6 protein-coding genes are annotated in these 8,203 nt (G+C 70.1%); 1 reads left to right on the forward strand and 5 read right to left on the reverse strand.

What is annotated here, in order from left to right; all coding sequences use genetic code 11:
• Positions 1 to 9: 9 nt before the first annotated feature.
• The 5 genes from ACFVYK_RS08170 to ACFVYK_RS08190 all read right to left on the reverse strand — a co-directional run bounded on the left by ACFVYK_RS08170 (position 10) and on the right by ACFVYK_RS08190 (position 5,580).
• Positions 10 to 462, reverse strand: a complete 453-nt coding sequence (locus ACFVYK_RS08170; RefSeq protein WP_389770057.1) for a heat shock protein transcriptional repressor HspR — start codon at positions 460 to 462, stop codon at positions 10 to 12.
• A gap of 5 nt (positions 463 to 467) precedes the next feature.
• Complete coding sequence (gene dnaJ / locus ACFVYK_RS08175) at positions 468 to 1,643, reverse strand: molecular chaperone DnaJ (protein ID WP_389770059.1); 1,176 nt, start codon at positions 1,641 to 1,643, stop codon at positions 468 to 470.
• 57 nt (positions 1,644 to 1,700) lie between these two features.
• Positions 1,701 to 2,372 (reverse strand): nucleotide exchange factor GrpE, encoded by a 672-nt coding sequence (gene grpE, locus ACFVYK_RS08180; protein ID WP_389770062.1) that lies wholly within the window; start codon positions 2,370 to 2,372, stop codon positions 1,701 to 1,703.
• Positions 2,369 to 4,219, reverse strand: coding sequence for a molecular chaperone DnaK (gene dnaK, locus ACFVYK_RS08185; RefSeq protein ID WP_389770065.1), 1,851 nt, complete (start codon positions 4,217 to 4,219; stop codon positions 2,369 to 2,371). The genes grpE and dnaK overlap by 4 nt, the downstream gene beginning before the upstream one ends.
• A 95-nt stretch (positions 4,220 to 4,314) precedes the next feature.
• The gene (locus ACFVYK_RS08190; RefSeq protein WP_389770067.1) at positions 4,315 to 5,580 is read right to left on the reverse strand and encodes an MraY family glycosyltransferase; all 1,266 of its coding nucleotides are present in this window, start codon (positions 5,578 to 5,580) and stop codon (positions 4,315 to 4,317) included.
• Between the two features lie 218 nt (positions 5,581 to 5,798).
• On the opposite strand from ACFVYK_RS08190, the gene ACFVYK_RS08195 reads away from it, so the two are divergent.
• Complete coding sequence (locus ACFVYK_RS08195; protein WP_389770070.1) at positions 5,799 to 8,090, forward strand: (Fe-S)-binding protein; 2,292 nt, start codon at positions 5,799 to 5,801, stop codon at positions 8,088 to 8,090.
• Positions 8,091 to 8,203 lie beyond the last annotated feature (113 nt).

Consider the following 8,203-nt stretch of genomic DNA (forward strand, 5'->3'; position numbering starts at 1 on the left):
GCTGCCGGCTCAGTCGGCTGCCGGCTGGCGCTTGGGCCGCCAGACCACCAACGCGCTGGTCTGCTGCACTTCCTGATAGGGCACCAGGTCGCGCCGGTAGGAGGCGTGCACCGCGGCCTCCCGCTGCTGCATGGCCGCCGCCGCGCCGTCCAGCGCGGCTTCCAGCTCGGCCGCCCGGGCCTGCAGCGCGGCCACCTGGTTCTCCAGCTCGATGATCCGCTTGATGCCGGCCAGGTTGATGCCCTCGTCCTGGGACAACTGCTGGACGGTGCGGAGCAGTTCGATGTCGCGGGCCGAGTAGCGACGGCCCCGGCCGGCCGTGCGGTCGGGAGAGACCAGGCCCAGACGGTCGTACTGACGCAGCGTCTGCGGATGCAGGCCGGAGAGCTGGGCCGCCACCGAGATGACGTAGACCGGGGTCTCCTGAGTCAGTTCATACGGGTTACGCCGACGGCCGTCCATCACTCTCAAGCTCCCTTCGCGGCCTCGAACAGCTCCGCCCGCGGGTCCTCGCCCGCGGTCACCTCGCGATACGCCTCCAGCGCGTCACGAGCCTTCCCCGACAGGTCCTTCGGAACACTCACCTCGACGGTGACCAGGAGGTCGCCGCGCGTGCCGTCCTTGCGGACCGCGCCCTTGCCCCGCGCCCGCATGGTGCGGCCGTTGGGCGTGCCGGGCGGCAGCTTCAGCGTCAACGACGGTCCGCCGAGCGTCGGGACCTTGATCTCGCCGCCCAGGGCCGCCTCGGTGAACGTGACCGGCACGGTCACCGTCAGGTTGTCGTCCTTGCGGCCGAAGACCGGGTGGGCGCCCACGTGGACGACGACGTAGAGGTCGCCCGCGGGGCCGCCGCGCTCGCCCGGCGCTCCCTTGCCGCGCAGCCGGATGCGCTGGCCGTCCGTGACCCCTGCCGGGATGCGGACCTGCATGGTGCGGGACGACTTGGCGCGCCCGCTGCCCTTGCAGTCCGGACAGGGGTGCTCGGCGATCAGGCCGCGGCCCTTGCAGTCGGGGCAGGGGTCGGTCAGCGAGAAGCCGCCGCCCGAGCCCCGTGCGACCTGGCCGGTGCCGACGCAGGTCGGGCACACGCGCGGGGTGCCGTTCTTGTCGCCGGTGCCCGAGCACGCCTTGCACGGGGACTGCGAGGACATCCGCAGCGGGACCGTGGCGCCCTCGATCGCCTCCGTGAAGGTCAGGGTGACCTCGGTGTCGATGTCCTGCCCGCGCCGCGGCTGGGTACGGGTCGTCCCCGTTCCGCCGCGGTTGAACAGGCCGCCGAAGACGTCCCCGATGCCGCCGCCGAAGCCGCCGGAGGGGCCGCCGCCCTGGACGCCGCCCCCGAAGAGGTCGCCCAGGTCGAAGTTGAAGGAGCCGCCGGCGCCCGGGCCCGGGCGGAAGCCGCCGTTACCGAAGAGGGCGCGTGCCTCGTCGTACTCCTTGCGCTTCTTCGGGTCGCCGAGGACGTCGTTCGCCTCGGAGATCTCCTTGAAGCGCTCCTCCGCCTTGGCGTTGCCCTTGTTGGCGTCCGGGTGGTACTCGCGAGCGAGCTTCCGGTAAGCCTTCTTGATCTCGGCCTCGGTGGCGTCCTTGGGGACGCCGAGGACCTTGTAGAAGTCCTTCTCGATGAAGTCCTTGGTGCTCATCCTCGACGTCCCTCCTCTCGCGTCGTCACGGCGACCGGTGCGTCGGTCGCCTCAAGCTCAGCCCTCGTCCGGGCCACCGCTCTCCTTGTCGTCGGCCGCCTCCGCCGAGGCCGTGTCCGCTTCCGAGTCGCCCTTCGCGGCCTGCGCGCCGGGCTGCGGTTCGGCCACGGCCACCCGCGCGGGACGGATGGTGCGTTCGCCGATGCGGTACCCCGGCTGCAGGATCGCCACGCACGTCGTCTCGGTGACGTCCGGCGCGTAACTGTGCATCAGGGCCTCGTGGATCGTCGGGTCGAAGGGCTCGCCCTCCTTGCCGAACTGCTGCAGACCCATCTTCGCCGCGACGGTCTCCAGGGACTCGGCGACGGACTTGAAGCCGCCGACGAGTTCGCCGTGCTCCCGCGCGCGGCCGATGTCGTCGAGGACCGGAAGGAGTTCGGTCAGGAGGTTCGCGGTGGCGATCTCCTTGACCGCGATCCGGTCGCGTTCGACCCGGCGGCGGTAGTTCTGGAACTCGGCCTGGAGGCGCTGGAGGTCCGCCGTGCGCTCGTCGAGCGCCTTGCGGGCCTGGTCCAGCTGAGCCACCAGTCCGGCTGTCTGGTTCTCGTCCCCTGCCGGGGCCGCCCCGTCCGCCGCGGCGGAGGGGGCGGTCTTCGGCTCGGCGTCTTCAGGGGTGGCGCCGGAGGGGACGTCGGGCTTCTCCTCGAAGCCCGGGGTCTCCTCCGTCACGCGGCACCGTCCTTGCGCTCGTCGTCCACGATCTCGGCGTCCACGACGTCGTCGTCGGCCTTGGGGGCCTCGGCGCCGCCCGCGGCGCCCGCCGCGTCCTGGCCGCCGGCGGCCTGGGCGTCGGCGTACATGGCCTGGCCGACCTTCTGCGAGACCGCGGCGACCTTCTCGGTGGCCGTGCGGATCTCGGCGGTGTCCTCGCCCTTGAGCGCGGCCTTCAGCTCCTCGACGGCGGCCTCGACCTCGGTCTTGACCTCGCCGGGGACCTTGTCCTCGTTGTCCTTGAGGAACTTCTCCGTCTGGTAGGCGAGCTGCTCGCCCTGGTTGCGGGCCTCGGCGGCCTCGCGGCGGCGGTGGTCCTCGTCCGCGTACTGCTCCGCCTCCTGGCGCATGCGGTCGACCTCGTCCTTCGGCAGCGAGGAGCCGCCGGTGACGGTCATCTTCTGCTCCTTGCCCGTGCCCAGGTCCTTCGCGGTCACGTGCATGATGCCGTTGGCGTCGATGTCGAAGGCGACCTCGATCTGCGGGACGCCGCGCGGGGCCGGCGGGAGGCCGGTCAGCTCGAACATGCCGAGCTTCTTGTTGTACGCCGCGATCTCGCGCTCGCCCTGGTAGACCTGGATCTGCACGGAGGGCTGGTTGTCCTCGGCGGTCGTGAAGATCTCGGACCGCTTGGTCGGGATCGTCGTGTTCCGCTCGATGAGCTTCGTCATGATGCCGCCCTTGGTCTCGATACCGAGGGACAGCGGGGTCACGTCGAGGAGCAGGACGTCCTTGACCTCACCCTTGAGCACACCGGCCTGCAGCGCGGCGCCGATGGCCACGACCTCGTCCGGGTTGACGCCCTTGTTGGCGTCCTGGCCGCCGGTCAGCTCCTTGACGAGCTCGGCGACGGCCGGCATACGGGTCGAACCGCCGACGAGAACGACGTGGTCGATCTCGGAGAGGTTGATCCCGGCGTCCTTGATGACGTTGTGGAACGGCGTCTTGCAGCGCTCCAGCAGGTCGGCCGTCAGCTGCTGGAACTGGGCGCGGGTGAGCTTCTCGTCCAGGTGCAGCGGGCCCTCGGCGGACGCCGTGATGTAGGGCAGGTTGATCGAGGTCTCGGTGGACGAGGACAGCTCGATCTTCGCCTTCTCGGCGGCCTCGCGCAGACGCTGCAGCGCCATCTTGTCCTTGGCGAGGTCCACGCCGTGGCCGGACTTGAACTGCTGCACCAGGTAGTCGACGACGCGCTGGTCCCAGTCGTCGCCGCCGAGGTGGTTGTCGCCGTTGGTGGCCTTCACCTCGACGACTCCGTCGCCGATCTCCAGCAGGGACACGTCGAAGGTGCCGCCGCCGAGGTCGAAGACGAGGATCGTCTGGTCGTCCTTGTCGAGGCCGTACGCGAGCGCGGCCGCGGTCGGCTCGTTGACGATGCGCAGGACGTTGAGACCGGCGATCTCGCCGGCTTCCTTCGTCGCCTGACGCTCGGAGTCGTTGAAGTACGCCGGGACGGTGATGACCGCGTCGGTCACCTTCTCGCCCAGGTAGGCCTCAGCGTCCCGCTTCAGCTTCTGCAGGATGAACGCGGAGATCTGCTGCGGGTTGAAGGGCTTCCCGTCGAGCTCGATCTTCCAGTCGGTGCCCATGTGGCGCTTCACGGACCGGATGGTCCGGTCCACGTTGGTGACCGCCTGGCGCTTGGCCACCTCGCCGACGAGGACTTCGCCGTTCTTCGCGAAGGCGACGACGGACGGCGTGGTCCTGGCACCCTCGGCGTTGGTGATGACGGTGGGCTCGCCGCCCTCCAGAACGCTGACGACGGAGTTGGTTGTGCCCAGGTCGATGCCGACCGCACGTGCCATGGTGATCTTCCTCCAGCTGACTTGAGTGGAACGGACTCAAGTGTGCACGACGCTCGGCTCTGGGTCAACAGACCTGAGTCGGGCTGGCTCAACTCTTATCCGTTCCTTACACGCAAGGAGGCGTTGACCTGCGGCGATACCGTACGCCCGGCTCGCCGCACCTCGGAATTCGGGGGCGACTGCGAGGCCTCGGGTTGACGCCGGGGTGCGTACACCGGCGCGGGACGAGCCATCGTCCGAGGGCCGGAGCGCGCCCCGGCCCGCTCCTCGTGCAGTGCCCCGCGCGCGCGGGGGGCACGCGGAGCACGGGCGGCTCGACGGCCCCCACGCGCGTCGCGTCCACCCTGCGCGTCGCGTCCGCCACCGCCCTGCCGTGACCCCCGCGCGCGGGGAGGCCCGTACACCGAGACGCGCAACAGCCCCAGCACGACGACGAGTACCCCGCCGGCCACCCACAGCACGGACCGCGCCTGCAGCCATCCGGTGTGGGCCAGCACCCCGACGAGCACGGCGCAGAAGGCCGTGACGCCGAGCAGGACCGCCACGCCCTGGGCGGTGAGCCCGAGCCGGCGCAGCCGGTGCGCCAGATGGTCGGGCGCGCCGCGCAGCAGGGGCCGTCGGGCCAGCCGCCGGGACGCGAGCACCAGGAGGACGTCGGCCCCGGCGACCGCGGTGAGCGCGAACAGCACGGCCGTGCCGACGACCGGATCCTGCCCCGCGCGCGCGATCACGGCGGACGTGGCGAGCAGGAAGCCCGTGAAGAGCGAGCCGCAGGCGCCGAGAGCCACCCGCGCGGGAGGCCAGTTGTGCATCAGGAAGCCGGTCAGCGCGGCGGCGAACACGCTGAGCAGCACCACCAGTCCGTCCATGACCTCGACGGCGACGCAGGCGGCCACCCCGAAGGCCGTGACCACCCCGACGGTCCCGGCCACCCCGTCGGCGTGGTCGAGCGCCCGGAAGGCGAGGGCGACGAAGGTGATCCAGCCGACGGCCACCACGCCGGGGAGCGTCCCGGTGTCGCCGAAGGGCACCACGAAGGCGGCGGCGACGGTGGTGCCGACCGCCAGGATGCGGACGTTGAGCCGCCACACGTCGGCGACGAGGCCGAGCGCCGCGACGGCGCCCCCGGCGGCGAGGAGCGCCTGGATCCCGTCCCCGAGCGGGGCGATGCCCGTCCGGTCGCCGGCGACGGCGACCAGACAGGTGGCGAGCACGACGGCGGCGCCCCCGAACAGCGGCACCCGCCGCTGCCGCTGTCGCCGGTCGAGCAGTCCGAGGCGCAGGGCGGGCACGCGCAGCAGCGCGGCGAGGACGGCGGAGAGGAACAGGGCGATGGCGGCGGCGGCGATCCCGTAGAGCACGGATATAAATTAGTCATAAATGTACCAATTTGGTACGAATAACACGGCCGGATTGCGACCCGAATCCCGAGACGCCCCTGAGGCAACCCTCAGCGACTCAGATCACTCCGCCTCCCGCTACAGTGCGACGGAGAATAAGGGGTACCCTCGGACGGACTGCATAAGTTACCGCTTAGTAATCACTGACGAAGTCCCTCGCAGGCCCGAGGAGCCCCTCCATGCAACTCGCCGCGATCATCGTGTCGCTGGTTCTGACCGTGGTCGGCGTCGCGCTGCTCGCACGCGCCATCGGCCAGTTCGTCCGGTACTTCAAACTGGGCCAGCCGGTCCCCGCCGGAGCCCGGACCGACAACCCCTACGCGCGCAGCGTGACCCTGGTACGCGAGTTCCTCGGCCACACGCGGATGAACCGCTGGGGCATCGTGGGCTTCGCCCACTGGTTCGTCGCCGTCGGCTTCCTCACCCTGCCGCCGACCCTGGCGCAGGCGTTCGGCCAGCTCTTCGAGGCCGACTGGACGCTGCCCTGGATCGGCGAGTTCCTGCCGTTCGAGCTGTACATCGAGTTCATCGGCGTGATGACGACGATCGGCATCGCCGTGCTCATCGTCATCCGTCTGCTGAGCCTGCCCTCGCGCCCGGGCCGCAAGTCCCGCTTCGCGGGCTCCAAGGCGGGCCAGGCGTACTTCGTCGAGTACGTCATCCTCACCATCGGGCTCGCGATCTACACGCTGCGCGGCCTCGAGGGCGCGATCCACCACGTGGACCACTACGAGGCCGCGTACTTCGCCTCGTACCCCCTGGTCCTGGCCTTCAAGGGACTGAGCGTCGGCACGCTGCAGAACCTGGTCTACCTCACCGCGATGGTGAAGATCGGCACCTCGTTCATCTGGATGATCGTGGTCTCGCTCAACACCAACATGGGCGTGGCCTGGCACCGCTTCCTCGCCTTCCCGAACATCTGGTTCAAGCGCAACGCTGACGGCGCCACCGCCCTGGGCGGGCTCCAGCCGATGACGTCCGGCGGCAAGCCGATCGACTTCACCGACCCCGGCGACGACGACGTCTTCGGCGTCTCCCAGGTCGAGCAGTTCTCGTGGAAGGGCCTGCTGGACTTCTCCACCTGCACCGAGTGCGGCCGCTGCCAGTCGCAGTGCCCCGCGTGGAACACCGGCAAGCCGCTCTCCCCCAAGCTGTTGATCATGTCGCTGCGCGACCACGCGCACGCCAAGGCCCCCTACCTGCTGGCCGGCGGCGGCAAGACCATGGAGGGCGAGGAGAAGGCCTCCGAGGAGCAGCTCAAGGACGTCCCCGCGGCGGCTCTCGCCGAGGCCGAGCGCCCCCTGATCGGCACCGCCGAGGAGAACGGCGTCATCGACCCGGACGTCCTGTGGTCCTGCACCACCTGCGGCGCCTGCGTCGAGCAGTGCCCGGTCGACATCGAGCACGTCGACCACATCGTCGACATGCGCCGCTACCAGGTGATGATCGAGTCCGCGTTCCCGTCCGAGGCGGGCACGATGCTCAAGAACCTGGAGAAGAAGGGCAACCCCTGGGGCCTGGCCAAGAAGCAGCGCCTGGAGTGGCTGAAGGAAGTCGACTTCGAGGTGCCGGTCGTCGGCCAGGACATCGAGGACCTGACCGAGGTCGAGTACCTGTACTGGGTCGGCTGTGCGGGCGCCCTGGAAGACCGCGCCAAGAAGACGACGAAGGCCTTCGCCGAGCTGCTGCACATCGCGGGCGTCAAGTTCGCGATCATGGGCGGCGACGAGAAGTGCACCGGTGACTCCGCCCGCCGCCTCGGCAACGAGCCCCTGTTCCAGGAGCTCGGCATGGAGAACGTCATGGCGCTGAACATGGCGTTCGGCGAGGAGCTGGACGACGACGGCAAGGTCGTCCCGGAGTCCGCCAAGCCGAAGTCGGCGAAGAAGATCGTCGCCACCTGCCCGCACTGCCTCAACACCATCGGCAACGAGTACCCGCAGCTCGGCGGCGACTACGAGGTCATCCACCACACGCAGCTGCTCCAGCACCTGGTGGACGAGGGCAAGCTGATCCCGGTCACCCCGGTCGAGGGCATCATCACCTACCACGACCCCTGCTACCTGGGCCGGCACAACAAGATCTACACGCCGCCGCGCGACATCATCGCGAGCGTGCCGGGTCTGCGGAACGAGGAGATGCACCGCCACAAGGAGCGCGGCTTCTGCTGCGGCGCCGGCGGTGCGCGGATGTGGATGGAGGAGCGGATCGGCAAGCGCATCAACAACGAGCGCGTCGACGAAGCCCTCTCCCTCAACCCCGACATCGTCTCGACGGCCTGCCCGTTCTGCCTCGTCATGCTGACCGACTCGGTCAACGGCAAGAAGAACGAGGGCAAGGCCAAGGAGTCCATCCAGGTCGTGGACGTCTCCCAGCTCCTGCTGGACTCCGTCAAGACCCCGGTCGACGACGAGCCCCCGGCGGGCGAGTCGCAGGCCGAGAGCGAGCCGGAGCCGCAGCCGGTCGAGTAACCCGGACGGCCGTACCGTCGCCCCCGTGTCCGAGCCGGACGCGGGGGGGCCGCCCGTCCCGGGCCGCCCCCCCCACGCCCCAGAGGACAGCCCAGGGACAGGCCCCAAGGTCA

The organism is Streptomyces sp. NPDC058291 (assembly GCF_042880855.1).
GTDB lineage: Bacteria > Actinomycetota > Actinomycetes > Streptomycetales > Streptomycetaceae > Streptomyces.